The following is a 17,247-nucleotide window of genomic DNA, read 5'->3' on the forward strand; positions in this document are numbered from 1 at the left end:
GAATGTTTCTTGGTGTTGATTGTAAAAGACTGGCGAAAAAAAATCCGAAAAAAAAAGCCTTCCTGCCAAAGACAGAAAGGCTTTTAGGGAAAGTTACAGGAGTGTCTTAGTAAGAGAACTCAGCGCGACGATTTTTCGCCCAGGCGGCTTCAGTATGAGCTGGATCGATAGGATCTTCTTCACCATAGCTGATAACATTGATACGACTTGGGCTAACGCCTTCAGCGACCAATGCGTTTTTCACCGCGTTTGCACGACGCTCACCCAACGCCAAGTTGTACTCACGGGTGCCTCTTTCATCACAATAACCTTTAATGGTTACGTTTGCAGTGGAGTCCAATGCCATGTAATCGGCATTCATTTTGATGATTTCATAGAATTCTGGTTTCACTGCAGAACGGTCGAAATCAAAGTTAACCACTTTGCCCTGCAAAGTCGCTTTCAATTCAGCCGCCGTTTGTCCGGCATCATTTGTCGCTTCAACGACTTCAACAACTTCTGCTTCTTCAACGACCACTGGCTCTGCATTTTCAGCTTGCGTATCCGTTGATGAACCAGACTCTTCTGTTGTTGGCGTAGAGCTACAACCGACTAGCGCGAACCCCAAGAAGCCAACTAAAAATAGCTGTTTAAGACCTGATAAAGACATCGTAAATCTCCCTAAAATGTTAAAAAAACGTATTTAAAATATAACCGAAATTCAAATATACCTGAATTCCAAAGAAAATTGAACTCAAAATAAGAATTTATGTAAAAAACCTTATTTTTTTAGATTTTATTTACTCCAACAGAAAAGCTTAAAGCAAGTTACATCATCGAGGACGCCATGTTTTGCAAGCCATCCATGTCCTGAATAATAACCTCTTTGCGCTTCCAAATCATTAACCCTTGCTTTTGAAATTTTCCGAGAATGCGCGAAACGGTTTCCGGTGTCAGGTTAAGGTAACTGGCAACATCGCGGTGTAGCACATTCAACCGAAACTGAGTGTGCTCGTAACCACGCGCTCGAAGGCGTTGCGACATCATCAAAACAAAATCGGCCAAACGTTGTTCCGCCGTCTTCTGCGTCAAAATCGTTGAATGCAATCGGCCTGTGACGATTTCATGACTCATTAGACTGAAAATTTGAGCATTCAGATTTGGGACTTCCGATCCCAGTTTAGTCAGTTGTTCATAGGGCAAAGCACAGACCGTGGTCGTATCCATCGCTACCGCATAAAATTCATGCTGACAACAAGCCAAGGCTTCCATCCCAACAATGTCGCCCGGCAGATAAAAACCATGTATCACTTCCAGCTCATGCTCATTGACGGAAAAAACTTTTACCATTCCAGCTCTAATTGCATACAGAGAAGTAAACGCGTCTCCTGCCTGATAGAGGTACTCCCCCTTCACTAAAGAGGGTTTTCGGTCGACGAGTTGATCCAACCGCTCGATATCGGTATCGTATAACCCATTGGCAAAGCAAATCCCTTGCATTGCACATTTGGAGCAACTTGCGTTAAAACCGGAATGCTTTTCTGTCATAACACCACTTTTTTGTAAAATCCCTTTTTCGGCGATTCTACCAAAATATCTTTTCAAGGACACAAAATGTATGAAAAAAGACCCGGCATTTTGAATTCGTCAAAAAACGCATAACTTGTCCTAAAAATAATTTTATTTTTTACTTAAAACTTCTTATAAATTTAAACTGCCTATTTTTTAATCAATTTATAAAAACAGTAACATTTTTAAAGCATTTAGCCGCTCTAAAAAGAAATCTTCACAAAGTTATCCACAGGTTCTGTGGATTATAATTCAAAGCACAAAAAAGCATGATAAACTTTATAAAAAACCTAATAATTCATAAAATACAATGTGTTACGACACATTAATAGAATGCAAATTAATTTAAAAAACTAATACCCCCTATTCTCCTGTCAAGTTTTTTTTGAAATTATTCACTTTTATCGACAGAAGGCTTGCATCCCTCTTAAACATTGGATTTATGGTAAAATTTACGTCATAAAACGGTCATTATTAAGGAACACCTCATGGCGAATATTTTAGGCATTGGTAACGCGGTTTTGGACATCATTTTAAAAACGCCGCATTTTCCGCAGGAAGATGAAGAACTGCGAGCACTTTCCCGACTGCATCAAGTCGGCGGCAATGTATGCAATAGCCTTTATGTCTTGAACCAACTGGGGCACCAAACCAGTATTATGACAACCGTTGGCGGCGACCAATCTTCAAAACAATTGCTAAACGGTTTACAAGAGCGCCATATCGAAACAGAACACGTTCAACGTTTTATTCAGGGGCAAACGCCAACGTCTTATGTATTATTGAATGAAGCCACCGGCAGCCGAACCATTACCCATTATCGAGACTTGCCGGAACTGAGCTTTGATTTTTTTGCCAAAGTTGAAATCGAACAATATGACTGGCTGCATTTTGAGGGTCGAAATATTGAAAATTTGACCGGCATGCTCAATATCGCCAAAACCTTTTTAAGCCATCAACCCATTTCACTGGAAGTGGAAAAGCCTCGTGACGGCATTGAGGCACTTTTCCCGCAAGCCAATGTCATTTTCTTCTCACATCATTATGCAGCCGCCAAAGGCTATGCCGATGGTGAGACATTGTTAAAAGCCATGCAGAAAAAAGCCCCGCAAAGCCACTTGGTGTGTACTTGGGGAAAACAAGGTGCCTGGTACGCCTCTCCGAATGAAGCTATCCAGCACCAGCCCATTGACGCCATCCCACATACGGTTGATAGCCTAGGCGCGGGCGATACGTTTAATGCGGGTGTCATTGACCGTCTTTTACACAACGACTCTTTGGCCGCAGCGGTGCAAGCGGGAAGCCGACTGGCGGCCCGAAAATGCCGCCAGACAGGCTTAGATAACCTGATGAGCGAAATCAAAGACAAGCAGCCCCTCGCCAACATCAAACAGGTCACCAATGCCAAAACATTGGTTGTTCCCTGCGACGACTTACCGCACTCCGTGGTGCTCATTAAATACGAAGACCACATCAAAGCTTATGAAAACAATTGCCCGCATCAGGATGTGCCATTAAATGAAGCCTACAAAATCGACGTCAATCCTTTTGACAACACTTTAAAATGTTCGGTACACGATGCCTTTTTCAATATTGAAGATGGGATCTGTGTGGAAGGCCCTTGTATGAACGAAGAGCTAACCGCTGTCGCGATTGAAATTGATGAACAAGGGGATATCTACCTCGCACAATAAAAAAACGACCAGGCCTGGTCGTTTTTTGAATTGACTCACAATGAGCTACTGTATAACCTTACACACCTACTTTCGCTGACGGAAAACCTCATACAACGTCACCCCGGTGGCCACCGAAACGTTTAAACTTTCCACCGACCCCACCATCGGAATGGCGGCCAAATGGTCACAAGTTTCACGGGTTAACTTACGCAAGCCTGAGCCTTCAGCTCCCATGACCAGTCCAACCGCCCCGGTAAAATCCATATCGTAAATGGTGGATTCGGTTTCGCCATCCAATCCCGTCACCCACAACCCGGCTTGCTGCAGTGTTTTCAAAGTACGCGCCAGATTTGAAACCACCACCACTTTGACCGTCTCTGCCGCGCCACAGGCCACTTTTCGAACCGTTGCATTGACGCCGACGGAATTATGTTTCGGCAACACCACCGCCGTCACGCCCGCGGCATCCGCGGTTCTCAAAATGGCTCCTAAATTATGCGGATCCTGCACTTCGTCCAGGAACAAAAAAACCGGCTGGTTTTCCGTTTCCATCATCGACAGCAAATCGGATTCTTGCAATTCCGCTTGCTTAGCAATCATGGCCACGACCCCTTGGTGCACGGCATCAAAACGATTGAAGTAAGATTTGGGTTCCAACTGATACTGAATCCCAAGCGACTTGGCTTGGGCCATCAAAGCCTGAATGCGTCTATTCTCCACACCTTTTTGAAAGGTCAGGGAATAAACGAGATGTGGCGACTGTTTCAGGAACTTTTCAATTGCGTGAATGCCGTAAAGGATATCTTGCTTCACGACTTAGCTGCCTGACTTTTTCTTGCCGCCGCGCCCACGTCCACCGCGTTTTTTACGGTAAGAACGCTTACGCTTTTTCGGTTTCGAATCTTCCGACTCTTCTGTAGAGGCTTCTTCATTGGTCGACTTCTCTTCAACCGCAGGTTCCGCGTCTTCATCCGAAGACAAAAAACGTAAATCGATTTTACGATCATCTAAATTGACCTGAGCCACTTGCACTCTCAAGCGGTCGCCTAGACGGTAGACTTTGCCCGTTCTTTCCCCTTTCAGACAATGGCGGGACGCATCGTAGTGGAAATAATCTTCACCCAGTTCAGTAATGTGTACCAAACCTTCAACGTACAACGGATCCAGTTCGACGAACAAGCCGAAGTTGGTCGCAGCGGTTACCACGGCGTCATATTCTTCACCCAATCGATGTGATAAAAACTCACACTTCAAGAAGGTTACGGCATCACGTGTCGCTTCGTCGGCACGTCTTTCAGTGGAAGAGCAATGCTCACCAAAGGATTTCATATCTTGCTCAGAATAACTGAACTCCGTCACGGGTTGCTTAGTCCAGGCAAAACGAATCGCACGGTGGATCAACAAATCCGGATAACGACGAATCGGCGACGTGAAGTGCGCATAATATTCGTAATTCAATCCAAAGTGCCCTAAGTTTTCCGGCTGATATACGGCCTGATTCATACTTCTCAGCAACACGGTTTCCACCAAATGCTCATGTGGCGAACCTTTAACCGCTTCGGAAACAGCCGCGTAATCATGCGCATCCGGCTCGTCGCCCCCTTCCAATGTCAGGCCAAAATCGCCCAAGAAAGTTCGAAGGTTAGCCAAGCGTTCTTCCGACGGCTTGTCATGCACACGATACAACATCGGAATCTTATGCCATTTCAAATAACGGGCTGTGGCCACGTTCGCCATCAACATGCATTCTTCAATCAACTTATGCGCGTCGTTACGAGTCACCGGAACGATTTTTTCAATCTTACGGTTGTCATCAAAGACAATACGCGTCTCGGTAGTATCAAAATCCAAGGCACCGCGTACATCGCGCGCTTTCTTCAAGACTTGATACAACTCATTCAAATCTTCAATGTTCGGCACAAACTCCGCATAAGTTTGACGGTGTTCGGAATCTTTATCCGTCAACATTTCGTGCACCTTGTTATAAGTCAAACGCGCTTTTGAGTTCATGACCGCATCATAAAACTGCGTTCTTTCCAGTTTCCCGTCATCGTCGATATACATATCGCAGACCATACATAAACGGTCCACTTTCGGGTTCAAAGAACATAAGCCATTCGACAGTTTTTCCGGCAACATCGGAATCACCTGTTGCGGGAAGTACACCGAATTACCGCGTTCATAAGCTTCTTTATCCAAAGCGGTTCCCGGCTTCACATAATGCGACACATCGGCAATCGCCACGACCAAACGCCAGCCTTTCTTACGACGTTTTGCAAACACGGCATCATCGAAGTCTTTGGAATCCTCACCGTCAATAGTCACCAACGGCAGGCTTCGCAAATCTTTACGGCCCGCTTTATCTTCTTCCGTCACTTCATCTGGAATTTCATCCAATTGCTTCAAGGCCTCGTCGGACCATTCATTCGGGATATCATAAGCATGAATGGCGGAATCGATTTCCATTCCCGGAGCCAAATAGTCCCCGACCACTTCAATCACTTTACCGATGGCGCTGGAACGTTTGGTCGGCTGGTGAATCACCTCAACCTTAACGATTTGACCTTCTTGAGCATCCAGAACACCATCTTGCGGGATGAAAACGTCCTGCGCAATCTTGTTATTGGTCGGCTGCACCCAAGCCAAACCATCTTCAAAGTGCAAACGCCCCAGAAGCTGCTCGTTGGCATGCTCGATAACCTCAACAATCATCCCCTCACGACGTCCCTTACGGTCGACGCCAATAACAGAAGCAATCACCAAGTCGCCGTGAAACACCTTGTGCATTTCCCGGTCACCCAGGAATAAATCGGAACCACCGTCTTCCGGCTGAACAAAGCCGAAACCGCCCGGATGGCCGATGACTTTCCCTTTGATCAAATCCATTTTCTGGATTAACCCGAAAGCGCCTCGTCGGTTTCTCAGCAACTGCCCGTCACGCACCATGGCTTTCAAGCGGCGAGATAAGGCTTCAAAGCGTTCATCATCGTTAATATCTAAGCTGTCGGCAATCTGTTTGATACGCAGAGGTTTTTGCTCGTTTTCCAGCAAATCGATAATGAACTCTCGACTCGGAATCGGGTTTTCGTATTTGTCGGCCTCGCGATCAGCATGCGGATCAGCGGTAGGCGTATCAGGTTGGGTTTGCGGATGGGATTCTTCTTTCATCGTCTCTACAGACGACTCGATATTTTCATTTTTACTTTTTTCAGTCACTCGAAATTCAACTATTTTTGTGTCTACTTTTGAAAAATCTAAAGTTATTCATTCCACACTTTAAAGGATTTTTCACTCAATTTAAACCGTCTGAAAGGCCCCTATCAAGGCAACCATCTTTCCATTCATTCAGTCAGATTTAAATGTTTAATTTTAAAAAGCCCGAACCAAATCGGGCGCGCCTATTATATACCAATTATAACAATATGTAAGTATTAAGATTTTCGCCTCGCTCACGCCCGGCATTTTAATCAAAAGAAACCCTTAGCAGGTTTCCAAAGCATTTAGCGTTTCAGACGAATACAATTCTTTTGCCAGTAACTGAATGGCCGATTCAACCGCCTCTTCAAGCACCGGATGATAATAAGGCATTCTCACCAACTGTAAAACATCCATTTCCTGCTCAATCGCCCATGTCAACAAATGCGCCAAATGCTCGGCCTGGGGCATCATCAGCTCCCCCCCGATCAAACGCTTAGATGTTTTATCGGCGAATAAAGAAATCATGCCACGGTCTTCACCCATGACAATCGCTCGGCCGTTATTACGTTCAAGATTGAACTCAACCACCACACTTTCGTCCAAATCCAAGTCATCATAACCACACCCGAAAGCCGCCACTTGCGGATGGGTAAACGCAACCCCCAAAGCGGTTTTACGCTTGTAAGATTGAACATTTGGATAACTCATGGTATTCAAGACAGCGATTTTTCCTTCATGCCCGGCTTCATGCAAAATTGGACGGAAAGCATTCACATCCCCGGCAATAAACACCGGTAAGTCGGCGACCTGCATCGTATTCAAGTCAAATGGCGGCATCCCTCTTTCGTCCAGTTTCACCCCCAAATTTTCAATACCAATTTGGTCGATATTCGGGCGACGACCAAGCGAGGCCAACACGACATCCACTTCAAAGGATCCGGACGAAACGGTAATTTTCGCGCCCGATTCCGTCGCTTCAATTTCCGCCGCTTCTCCAAGATAAATTGGGAATTCCTTGGAAATTAACTTAACCGCCTCTTTTGAAACACTTGGCGATCGCAACCCGGCAATGCTGTTGGTCATTTCAAAACCAATGACCTCAACCCCCAAACGCGACAGGGCCTGCCCGAGTTCCAGACCAATCACCCCCAAACCAATCACCGCAATCCGTTTCGGCAAGGTTTCCAACTCAAAAATTTCATCGCTTGTCAGCAACCGGTCGCCTAACGATTCCTTCCAAGGTGCGGGAACCACCGGTCTGGAGCCGGTGGCAATGATAATGCGCTCGCCTTGAATACGTTCCCCGTTAACCTCCACAGTATCCGGTGCCACAAACTGAGCATACCCCTTAATCAACTGGCTATCTTCTAAGGTATCCGTGGAACCGGATTGCACTCCGTTGGTAAAACGGTCACGAAACGCGCGAACCCGCTTCATCACGGCAGCATGATCAATTGTCAAGCCATCGGCACCGTCAATGCCAAAATCATAAAAGTGTTTGCGGGCATGGAAATGCTCCGCGCAATGAATCAAGGCTTTTGATGGCATACAGCCCACACGGGCGCAGGTGGTTCCAAAATATCCGCCATTAATCATAACGAAATCATCGGTTTCACGACGAATCTGGCTTAGTGCTGTCAAACCGGATGAACCCGCTCCCAAAATAATGTACTTAACCTGTCTCATTCTTTTACCATCTCTAAACGTATTTTCAATCGATTCAATCGTGCCACAGCTAACATAACCCCCTCATTGGAGGCCGCTGCTGCCTATCTATTATTCACGCGCAGTGGGTTTCATTCTAACCCTAGATTATGACAACTTAAAGAAATGAAACTGAAATCGGTGATTTTTCGCAATTTTGACTTGATTAATATGTGAGTCAAAATACAATCAAACCTTCTGACCCATTTGAGATAACGAGTTTGCTACAAAAATCGAAACGTGCGTTGTTACTGGCCGTCTTTGGAATAACACTTGGCTTGGCGCCAGTGTATTCACTCGGAGACCCAACCCCGCCTTTGCCTGAAATATCCATCTCCGAACGCATACTCAAACCGTTCCATGGCGATTTACCGGAACTGCGAGAGCGACGGTTGATACGAGTTTTAGTGAGCTACACTCGCACCAACTTTTTTCTCACGCCTCGCGGGTTCCGAGGGGTGGAATACGACCTCTTAAAGGCTTATGAAGCCTATTTGAATCGTGGCCCAAGACGACAACGCTATCAAACCCATTTAACGTTTATTCCAACCACCTTCAACAAAATATTGCCGAGCCTACAAGCGGGATACGGCGATATTGCCGCTTCCGGATTAACCATCACACCAGAACGACAAGGGCTGGTCGACTTTACACAGCCGTATATCGAAAACGTGAAAGAAATACTGGTTTCCAACAAAAATGCCCCGCCCATTAACAGTTTACTCGATTTCTCCGGCAAGCGCGTCATCGTCGTTCGGAACAGCAGCTACATCATCCACTTAGAACGCATCAACCAAACCCTTGGCTTTTTAGGCTTGCCCACCATGGAAATCATCAAAGCGGACCCTTTAGTGGAAGCGGAAGACATATTGGAAATGCTAAACGAAGACATCTACCAGTACACGGTGGTTGATAATCACATTGCCGACATCTGGCAAAAAATTCTCGACAATATAGCATTGCACCCCAATATCATCATTCACCACCACAGCAATATCGCTTGGGCCGTGCAAAAGCACCATCCGAAACTCTTGGCCTCGCTGAATACATTCATTGAAGACTATGCCGAACCGGGGCGCTTTCTGGGCAACGCCGTTTACCGTAAATATTTTGAAGATACTTATTGGATTGAGCGCCCTCTAACGCACGACCTCTTGAAGCGAGTGAATTGTTTAAAATACTATTTCCAACTTTACGCCGAATTCTATGGATTCGATTGGCGGTTGGTTGCCGCCTTGGCGTATCAGGAATCACGCTTTGACCCCAGCAAAAAAAGCCACGCGGGCGCCATCGGTATTATGCAGATCAAACCGTCCACAGCACGCGACCGAAACGTCAATCTGCCAAATATTACCGATCTGGAAACCAATATTCACGCAGGGGTAAAGTATTTAGCTTTCCTTCGAGACCGCTATTTTTCAAGCACGGATTACACCCCTGAAGAAAAAGAGAACTTTGCACTTGCGGCTTACAATGCCGGGCCACGCCGGGTATTACAGCTACAACAGAAAACTCGTGAACTGGGGCTGGACCCGTACAAATGGTTTTATAATGTCGAAACAACGGCCAGACAAGTCATCGGACATGAAACGGTTAACTACGTCACCAGCATTCAAAAAATGCGTATATTCCTCGATGCGTCGAAGCGGTTAGATCAAAACAAACGCTTACTGCTGAACAACGGCCAGGAGGATAATGACCAAGCCAATCTTCCGGCTGCAACCCTTAACTGACCCGCTGCCCCATTTGCTAGCCAGTGGATTTGGGACGATAGACTTTTACATTCTCAAAGCCCGCATCACGTAAATATTGAGCGTGCAGTTGGCTCATGACCCCTTTTTGGCAATACAGCAAGTAACGCTTGGAAGCGTCCAGCGTCTTAAAAGCTCGGTTCAACTCATGAAACGGTATTGTCAAAACAGACTCCATCCCCAAGGGATGCGCCTTGGCCATTTCCGCCTTGCGAATATCAATAACAACATCATCCGGCCCAATGTCATCGATAATTTCCACCGCTTGCGCCTGATTGACATTTTCAATAATCGAATCCACCGGAATCGCTTCCGCCGACGCCACCGCTTGATCCAACACGGCATAATCAAATTTTTTCGCTTCCACCGCCATGCGTTTAAAAGACCCATGCGTAATCGGGTTTTGCGAAATCACACCACAATATTCCGGCATATTTTCCGCAAATTCACGCGTACCGATTTGGTCGGCAATCGCCATAATATCCGGTTTGCTCATCACCGCTAACGGACGCAATACCAGTTTTTCGGACACCTGATCAATTAACGCCAGGTTACGCAACGTCTGGCTCGAGACCTGCGCCACCGACTCTCCGGTTACCAAAGCATCAATTCCCATGTCATCCGCCACACTTTCGGCCGCCATAATCATTAAACGCTTCAGAGTAACCCCCATATACGGTTCCGGTGTACTGCGGAAAATCTCAGACACCACCGCTTCAAATGGGATGGTAACGAACATGACTCGATGCGAGGCGCTAAACTTTTCCCACAGATACAAGGCCACTTGTTTAACGCCAATCTCATGCGCGGCGCCCCCCAAGTTGAAAAAAATGAAGTGGGTTTTCAAGCCACGTCGAATCGTCAAATAACTGGCGACCGTCGAGTCAAAACCACCGGACATAAGGGACAAAACATCCCCTTGAGAACCCAGTGGAAAACCGCCCAGGCCTGGGCGACGGTGTTTAACGATATTCAGTTGATCCTGGTGATATTCCAATTCGATTTTGACGTCTGGATGGTGTAAATCCACTTTATCCGGGTTGCCATGACGGCATAAATGCGCGCCGATGATACGCTCCATATCAAATGATGAGAAAGTGTGGTTTCCGGTGCGTTTAACCCGCACCACAAACGATTTACCTTCGATTTTCGGCAGCGCAAAATCCGCCACCCGTTGCGCCACTTCGTCCAAGCTGGTGGTGTAAAACTGCTCCACCTCCAGAAACTGTTCAATACCCGGCGTGTTTAATAACACTTGGCGGACAAAATCCGCTTCGTCCGGCTGGCAAAAAACCTCAATTTTATCCCAGTACCGCTTGGTCTCGACTTCGGGGATTTCCCGGCTCAGCAAATTCCGGAGGTTAAAATGTAGCTGATTGACCATTTTTTTCTTAACGGCATGGCCTTTTACCATGATTTCCGGAAAAAGCTTAATTATAAATTTCATAAACGACGTTCAAAACCCTTAACCTAAAAACAGGGATTCCCCCTTGCATCACACCAAACTGTTACTCATCAACGCCATACGAATTTCATCAATGACATCATCTTGAATCAGCAACTCTTCTTGTGCGTTATGCAGCATATCCTTCACCTCCGTTCCAAGAAAACTGCCGAAGCTGACTTCGCTGACAATTGCATTGGCCACTTGAATCAACGCCACTAATGTTCGGACATATTCGTCTTTAATCACACTTAGATCACGCTGATGGTGAAGCAACATCACCTGAGCAAAAACGGAATCCAGATGCCATTTTTTAGCCACCAACAAACCATAAACGCCATGATGCGCCTGGTAGGTTGTCTTTTCTCTGACCAAGCCGGTGTAACAATTCGTGAGCGTATTGTAGAAAGTGGATTGGTAGTTGCCAAATTTCATTTCCATAATAATCGCCCCGGCGTTATGAAAAACCCCGGCCAGATAGATTTCATCCGGTGAAATATCGCTGACCCAACGCCCCAGTTCCGTCGCCACATTCGCCACATCAATGCTGTGGTCCATCAGATCGTCGAAAATAATATCGGAGACTTGTGTTTTAAACCCCAGGCTGAATACTAGGTTTTTCAAACGATACAACCCCAATGAATCAATGGCACCGCGAATGGTACTGACCGGATCGGAGTCTTTCGGCAAAAACTGCGCCTGATTCGCCACTTTGATGAGCTCGCCGGACAAAACGGTATTACGGCCGATGATGTCCGCCACTTCACCAAAGTCCGGAAAATCGGTTTTTTGCAGTAAGCCCTGAAGCTCCAGCAATTCGGCTGGAATGGTAGGGATTTCAAACCCCTCAAGTTGCTGATGCGCGGCCAGCATTTGTTGCTTTAAATCCATTTAATACCGTTTTAGTTTGCGTTTCATTCATGGGTTCATTCCAACCAAGCATGACAGGTACACATTACCCTGTGCAAATAACCGGATGGAGTGTGCGATATTATAAAACACCCAGGCCTGGTCGTGTCAGCTTTATCACCCCGACACCCGGCCACGCTTTTACCAGCAATTCCATCGTCTTAAGGTCGCCGGGCTTTGCACTTCCCAGCTTGATATTTGCTCCCTTGCCTGTTATGCTTACGCCAGTTTTTTATCGACTATAAAGAGAGAATCTCAATGAAAAGATTGGATCAAGTATTAGCACGTGACGGTGTTCCAGCGGAATTGGAATTGGTCATCGACCACATCATGATTGCTTGTAAGGACATCGCTTACAAACTGGCACAAGGTGAATTGGCCGGTATTTTAGGTGCCACTGAAGACGAAAACATCCAAGGTGAAACCCAAAAGAAACTGGACGTCATTTCTAACGACTTGTTGAAAGATATTCTGATCGACAACCCATATGTTAAAGCCATCGGGTCTGAAGAAGAAGATTACACGGTTGCCAGCACCACCCCAGGCAAATACTTGGTAACATTCGATCCATTAGACGGTTCTTCAAACATCGACGTCAACCTGTCCGTTGGTACCATCTTCTCGATTCTTGAAGCGCCGGAAGACGACCGTGCTGCAGACGATCAATCCATTTTCTTGCAAAACGGACGCAAGCAAGTCGCGGCCGGTTACGTTCTTTACGGACCATCCGCCATTTTGGTTCTAACCACGGGCAACGGCGTCAACTTCTTTACGCTAGACCAAACCGTCGGTGAATTCGTCCTAACCAAAGAAGGCGTGACCATCCCGGCCGACACCTCTGAGTTTGCGATCAACATGTCGAACCAACGTTTCTGGGAACCGGAAATGAAGCAATACATCGACGACTGTTTGTTGGGCGAAGAAGGTCCTTTGGCCAAACGCTACAACATGCGCTGGGTAGCTTCCATGGTGGCGGAAGTTCACCGTATCCTGGTACGCGGCGGTATCTTCATGTACCCTTACGACAACCGCGATCCGTCTAAAGCCGGTAAACTGCGCTTGATGTATGAAGGCAACCCGATGTCCATGTTGATTGAACAAGCGGGTGGGGCCTCCTCAACTGGCCGCATGGACATCATGGACGTTCAGCCAGAAGGCATTCATGACCGTGTTCCGGTGGTGCTTGGTTCCAAGAACGAAGTTGCTAAAGTGGTTGCATACCACACAAAATAAGCTTACAGTTTCTGTAATGTTTACGAACACCCGCTTCCGGCGGGTGTTTTAGTCTCTAACCACACTTTTTACCAGAGAAATTTGCACAAGCCAGAGACGAAAAATTCTTTCCGATCTCGTACCGATGCCCGCTTGAGTGCATTGGGTGCAAAAGGCTCTATTCAGTATTAAAAAAGGAAATATCATGGGTTATTCAGCCGTTCCAGCCGGAAAAGACGCTCCTAACGACATTAACGTCATCATTGAAATTCCGGCGTTTGCGCCACCGATCAAATACGAAGTCGACAAAGAAACCGACCTGGTTTGGGTTGACCGCCTTCAAGGGGCCACCATGCAGTACCCAGCCAACTATGGTTATATCAACGACACCTTGTCCAATGATGGCGATCCGGTCGATGTTTTGGTAGTCACTCCCCATCCATTGATGATCGGCTCGGTTATTCGCTGTCGCCCAATCGGGATCTTCCACATGACCGACGACGGCGGTGAAGACGCCAAGGTCATCGCCGTGCCGGTCGACAAGCTGACACCCATCTACAAAGACGTGGAAAAAGTTGAAGACATTCCGCTTTTAAAAGAACAAGTTGAACTGTTCTTCAGCCACTATAAAGACATTGAACCAGGCAAATGGGTGAAAGTCGACGGCTGGGGCGATGTCGAAGCGGCCCGTAAAGAAATTTTGGACGGCATCGAACAATACGAAGCCACTAAAATGGGTTCTCAACCAGCCTAAGTTTCATGCAAAAAATGACCAGGCCTGGTCATTTTCAATGATAAAAAAGCCCCGCCTTTAAGCGGGGCTTTTTTTGCATCCGAAAAAATGAACGTGACCGTGAATTACGTCGGTTCCATCAAAGCCTGCCAGGCGTTTGATACGGCGGCCCGTTCCTCAGTAAACTCTTGCACCGAAACAAGTGCCTTTTCATTCTGCAACGCCAAACGGTGATAACGGTTACGGTAAACGCGATACGCCTCAATGAGTTGATCGGCTTGTTCGGCCTCTAACAATCCAACCGACTTAATCGTTTCCAGCAGCCGTATGTTATCCGACCAATCGATTAAAGACTCATATTGATGCGCGAAGCCAAGCACCAAATATTGCACCATAAATTCAATATCGACAATCCCGCCAGCGCCCTGCTTCAAATCAAACCGCTCCGCCGACGTCTTGTCCAGAGACGCACGCATTTTATGACGCATCGACACCACTTCATCTCTCAAGTCACCCAATGATCGCTCTTGAGCGATAAAGGCTTTCTTGAAATCGTAAAAATGCGTTTGCGCCCGTTCAGAACCGACGATGGCCCGCGTACGTACCAGTGCTTGATGTTCCCAAACCCAGGCTTTATTTCTTTCATAAGCCTCAAACGCCGCTAAATCCGTCACAATCATACCGCTGGCCCCATTCGGTCTCAAACGCGTATCCACTTCGTACAAAACCCCGGTTGGCATAAAGGTCGTCAGCAACGAAATCACCTTTTGCGTCAGACGCATAAAGTAAAGATTGTTCTCCAGCGCCTTTGGCCCATCACTCATTGCCGACGGATTCAATTCATCGTACAAAAAGACAATATCCAGATCGGAACCGTAACCCAGCTCAATCCCGCCCAGTTTACCGTACCCGATAATCAAAAACGGCAGCCCGGCTTGCGGGTCATAACCGCCGGGCAAACCACTGCGTTTCTGTAAAAACTGCCAGGCATATTCGGTGGTGGCTTCCAGCACCGCCTCGGCGATCCAAGTCAGGTAATCACTCACCTTCATAATCGGCAAATGGCCGGTAATGTCAGCCGCCGCCACCCGGAACACCTGAGCGTGCTTCCACTGACGAATTTGGTTCATAAACGCTTCGTCGTCATCAAAAGTTTCTGCCAAAATCGCCGTGGCTTCCTGTTTCAATCCGGCCAAATCAAGCGGCTCATACAGAATGCTTTCGTCCAACAGCTGGTCTAACAGTGCCGGATATTTCACCAACACTTCGGCCATCCAGGCGCTCAAAGCACAGAGTTGCAACAAGTGTTTAATGGCTTGCAGATTTTCTTTCAGCAACACCAAGTACACACTGCGATTCATGACACTGGCCAACACATTCAAGGAACGCTCCAACGCCAAGGTTTGGTTGTCCACCTGACTCAATTCCGTGAGCACCAAAGGCAACACCGCTTTAAAGCGCTCAACGGCTTCCGCACTGGCATGCGTATAGGAACGAGACGTCATAAACTTATTAAGTTTGTTGGCCACTTCATCTGGTTGTTCCAGTGAAAGAGATTGCAACCCGGACGAGACGATTTCATCCGACAGGCAGGCTTCTTTTAAGGTTTTATCGGTCACGGCTTCTTGCGCTTCGTCCGCAAACACCAGGTCGAATTCCGATTGCACAAACGTCAAATGCCCATTCAAGGCCGCTTTAAAGGCATCATAGTCACCAAAACCCATCGACTCGGCCAAGGCTTGCTGTTGACGCGCATCGACTGGTAAATCATGGGTTTGCTGGTCGTTCCATTCCTGCAAACGGTTTTCGGCTCGTCTCAAAAAGACATAGGCCGCCAACAAACGCTGCTGAGTAGCTTCATCAAGATAATGACGCTGGACCAAAGTGTCCAGCATCGGCATCAATTGACGCCCCTGCAACAATTTTTCGCGGCCGCCGTGCACCAATTGAAAGGCCTGGACAATAAATTCAATCTCTCGAATTCCGCCTGGTCCGAGTTTGATATTACGGTGCATATCTTTTTTCTGAACTTCAACGTTAATCATCGCTTTCAGATCACGCAAGGCTTCAATCGCGGAAAAGTCGACGTATTTACGGTATACGAACGGTCGCAAAATTTCGAACAGTTCCTGCCCTTTCTCATGATCCCCGGCGATAATACGCGCCTTGACCAGAGCATAACGCTCCCAGGCCCGGCCATGCACTTGATAATAAGTTTCCATTTCCGCAAAACTGACCGCCAAAGGTCCGCTTTGACCAAACGGGCGTAAACGCATATCCACCCGGTATACGGTGCCGTCGGCATTGAATTCGGTGAGTGATTTATTCATCGCCTGACCAAGCCGAATGAAAAATTGATCGTTCGGAATGGAACGGTCGGCACCTTGCGTTTGCCCTTTTTCGGGATAGGCAAAAATCAAGTCGATATCCGAGGAGAAATTCAGCTCCCGACCGCCGAGTTTTCCCATCCCCAGTACAATCAATTTTTGCGGCTCACCACTTTCCTGACCGATGGGTGTGCCATAACGCTGAGCTAATACCGCATAATGCCAATCCAACGCGCCCGACACCAGTGCATCCGCCAAATCGGATAAATCCTGCAGAGTTTCCTCCACTTCAGCCAGGCCTTTCAAATCACGGATGGCGATGCGTACCATTTCGGCGCGACGATACTGCCTTAACTGCTGGTTAAGTTGCGCCAAACTCTCGGATGCCACTAAAGCCGTATGGATGCGTCCCACCATTTCACCCGGGGAATACGGATTTTGCCAAGTGTCTTCGGCTAACAGCTCCGGAAACCGTTTGGTTTCCCGCTCAACAAACAAACTCCAGGATTGCACTTGTTCCAGACTGATTTCGTGACTCATGCTTTTACTCTTCTTATTCTTGGAGAGCTTTGCAGGGGTGGGGCGCGTGGAAAAAATGAGATAAAATTTTTCTGAATTAGGCGGAAAACGAAGCTAATAGCTAGCTATTAACGAGTTTTTTAACGACATTCAGGAAGATTTTAGCCATTTTTAGCCGTGTATCCATCCCGTGCAAAGCTCTCTTGGTTCTAATCCAATTTTTAGC

At 47.0% G+C, this 17,247-nt stretch carries 12 protein-coding genes; 4 read left to right on the top strand and 8 right to left on the bottom strand.

The features are described 5' to 3' along the window. Positions 1-106: 106 nt before the first annotated feature. On the bottom strand, positions 107-649 hold the full coding sequence (gene pal / locus AC0KH7_RS07705; RefSeq protein WP_472372245.1) for a peptidoglycan-associated lipoprotein Pal: 543 nt from the start codon (positions 647-649) through the stop codon (positions 107-109). Positions 650-807: 158 nt separating this feature from the next. After that, positions 808-1,527, bottom strand: a complete 720-nt coding sequence (locus AC0KH7_RS07710; protein ID WP_472372247.1) for a helix-turn-helix domain-containing protein — start codon at positions 1,525-1,527, stop codon at positions 808-810. Positions 1,528-2,036: 509 nt separating this feature from the next. Here AC0KH7_RS07710 and AC0KH7_RS07715 point away from each other — a divergent pair. Next, the gene (locus tag AC0KH7_RS07715; protein ID WP_472372249.1) at positions 2,037-3,242 is read left to right on the top strand and encodes a PfkB family carbohydrate kinase; all 1,206 of its coding nucleotides are present in this window, start codon (positions 2,037-2,039) and stop codon (positions 3,240-3,242) included. Between the two features lie 66 nt (positions 3,243-3,308). Here AC0KH7_RS07715 and rlmB read toward each other — a convergent pair whose 3' ends face one another. From rlmB to AC0KH7_RS07730, 3 genes are all read right to left on the bottom strand, one after another. Next, a complete protein-coding gene (rlmB, locus tag AC0KH7_RS07720; RefSeq protein ID WP_472372251.1) occupies positions 3,309-4,037 on the bottom strand; it encodes a 23S rRNA (guanosine(2251)-2'-O)-methyltransferase RlmB in 729 nt (242 codons plus the stop codon). Between the two features lie 3 nt (positions 4,038-4,040). Next, complete coding sequence (rnr, locus tag AC0KH7_RS07725; RefSeq protein WP_472372253.1) at positions 4,041-6,392, bottom strand: ribonuclease R; 2,352 nt, start codon at positions 6,390-6,392, stop codon at positions 4,041-4,043. Between the two features lie 312 nt (positions 6,393-6,704). Further along, positions 6,705-8,108, bottom strand: a complete 1,404-nt coding sequence (locus AC0KH7_RS07730) for a dihydrolipoyl dehydrogenase (protein WP_472372255.1) — start codon at positions 8,106-8,108, stop codon at positions 6,705-6,707. 239 nt (positions 8,109-8,347) lie between these two features. Here AC0KH7_RS07730 and AC0KH7_RS07735 point away from each other — a divergent pair, with 239 nt between their 5' ends. Next, positions 8,348-9,859, top strand: a complete 1,512-nt coding sequence (locus AC0KH7_RS07735) for an MltF family protein (RefSeq protein WP_472372257.1) — start codon at positions 8,348-8,350, stop codon at positions 9,857-9,859. Between the two features lie 16 nt (positions 9,860-9,875). Here AC0KH7_RS07735 and thiI read toward each other — a convergent pair whose 3' ends face one another. Then, positions 9,876-11,324, bottom strand: a complete 1,449-nt coding sequence (thiI, locus tag AC0KH7_RS07740; protein WP_472372259.1) for a tRNA uracil 4-sulfurtransferase ThiI — start codon at positions 11,322-11,324, stop codon at positions 9,876-9,878. A gap of 48 nt (positions 11,325-11,372) precedes the next feature. After that, the gene (locus AC0KH7_RS07745; RefSeq protein ID WP_472372261.1) at positions 11,373-12,212 is read right to left on the bottom strand and encodes an HDOD domain-containing protein; all 840 of its coding nucleotides are present in this window, start codon (positions 12,210-12,212) and stop codon (positions 11,373-11,375) included. A gap of 276 nt (positions 12,213-12,488) precedes the next feature. Between AC0KH7_RS07745 and AC0KH7_RS07750 the strand changes: the two genes are divergently transcribed. Together AC0KH7_RS07750 and ppa are read left to right on the top strand one after the other, a co-directional pair. Further along, entirely contained in the window at positions 12,489-13,463 is a 975-nt protein-coding gene (locus AC0KH7_RS07750) for a class 1 fructose-bisphosphatase (protein ID WP_472372262.1), read from the top strand. A gap of 184 nt (positions 13,464-13,647) precedes the next feature. Continuing rightward, positions 13,648-14,196, top strand: coding sequence for an inorganic diphosphatase (ppa, locus tag AC0KH7_RS07755; RefSeq protein WP_029938382.1), 549 nt, complete (start codon positions 13,648-13,650; stop codon positions 14,194-14,196). Positions 14,197-14,300: 104 nt separating this feature from the next. Here ppa and glnE read toward each other — a convergent pair whose 3' ends face one another. Continuing rightward, positions 14,301-17,042: a bifunctional [glutamate--ammonia ligase]-adenylyl-L-tyrosine phosphorylase/[glutamate--ammonia-ligase] adenylyltransferase gene (gene glnE / locus AC0KH7_RS07760; protein WP_472372264.1), complete on the bottom strand. Its 2,742-nt coding sequence runs from the start codon at positions 17,040-17,042 to the stop codon at positions 14,301-14,303. Positions 17,043-17,247: the final 205 nt, after the last annotated feature.

Origin of the sequence: Hydrogenovibrio sp., assembly GCF_965140365.1 — a bacterium.
GTDB lineage: Bacteria > Pseudomonadota > Gammaproteobacteria > Thiomicrospirales > Thiomicrospiraceae > Hydrogenovibrio.